The sequence below is a fragment of the Paenibacillus sp. AR247 genome, assembly GCF_002968895.1.
Classification (GTDB): domain Bacteria; phylum Bacillota; class Bacilli; order Paenibacillales; family Paenibacillaceae; genus Paenibacillus_AQ; species Paenibacillus_AQ favisporus.
Genome location: NZ_PCZT01000009.1, coordinates 1,853,389 through 1,854,647 on the forward strand (window position 1 = coordinate 1,853,389; position 1,259 = coordinate 1,854,647).

Genomic DNA, 1,259 nt, shown 5'->3' on the forward strand with positions numbered 1-1,259 from the left:
TCGTTATCTTCGTAAAAGCGCTGATGGTACTCCGCTTCCGAAGCCCTCGCTGCTTCAAAATGTTCTTTGGTCATCGGCCAGCCTCCTTAGTTAACAAGCTCTTACTTAAGATATACCCAAGGAAGGAGCCCCCGACCAGGCTGAAAGCCGAATTTCTTCTAGAAAATGATGGCGACACGCATTAAAAAAGTACTTCACCGCAATCACGATCAGACCGAGAACCATCAAAAGCTGCCCGGCGATTCGTTTATCCGGATCGCCGAGAACGACGGCCACCCCGCCTACGATGAGACCGGCCGGCGGAAACACCACCGTCGCCAGAATCAGCAAAATGATTGACACCGCGCTTGGTCTAAACGGATCTTCTTCCGGTTCTTCATAAATCGGAGCAGCGGGCTTTTTATAAATCGTCGTCCCGCAAAACTTGCACTTTCTCGCCCCCGGTTCGAGCTGTTCACCGCATGCAGGGCAGATGCTCTCATCGCGTCCGAGCGATATGCCCGCCCCTTTGTCGGCATCCGGAGTTCCGGCCACTTCGGCATTCTGCAGGGAACTGCCGCATCGTACGCAGGTCCACGCCTGCTCCGGATTGGATTCCCCGCACTTCGGACAAATTTTGACGGCCAATTCTCATCCCCTCCAGTTATGGGTTTCTGACTTATGGATAGATATCCCGATCATACCATATCGGTCCAGTGGACCGGGACAAGAGGGATTGGCCGCCAAAGAGAAGCCGGGGGAAGGGATGCACCCTTGGTTACGCTTCGAATCGCTTCAAAACGATGACAGCGTTATGACCGCCAAAACCGAAGGAATTGGATATGCCGACCTTGACTTCAGCAGTGCGCGCGGTATTCGGAACATAATCCAGATCGCAATCCGGGTCCGCTTCCCGCAGATTGATCGTCGGTGGTATCACGCCTTCCAGCAGCATCTGTACCAAAGCGATGGCCTGAGCGCCGCCGGAAGCTCCAAACATATGCCCGAGCATCGATTTGTTCGCCGTCACCGGAACACGGTAAGCCGCATCGCCGAACAAGCGCTTGATGGCCTGCGTCTCGGACTTGTCCCCGACTTCCGTACTCGTGGCATGAGCGCTGACCACATCGACGTCCTCCGGACGGATGGCCGCTTCCTGAAGGGCAAGCCTCATCGCGTTGTAGGCTCCGATGCCTTCCGGATGGGAAGCGACAATATGATAGGCATCCGAAGTCGCCCCACTACCCGGCCTACCTCCGCATATATGCGAGCGTTCCGGC

2 protein-coding genes are annotated in these 1,259 nt (G+C 55.7%); both read right to left on the reverse strand.

Features of this window, described 5'->3' with window-relative positions; genetic code table 11:
* Positions 1-105: 105 nt before the first annotated feature.
* Entirely contained in the window at positions 106-627 is a 522-nt protein-coding gene (locus CPT76_RS17080; RefSeq protein WP_105443691.1) for a zinc ribbon domain-containing protein, read from the reverse strand.
* A 130-nt stretch (positions 628-757) separates the two neighbouring features.
* Positions 758-1,259, reverse strand: a 502-nt coding sequence (locus CPT76_RS17085) for a beta-ketoacyl-[acyl-carrier-protein] synthase family protein (RefSeq protein WP_374954658.1), incomplete at its 5' end; no start/stop codon positions are given.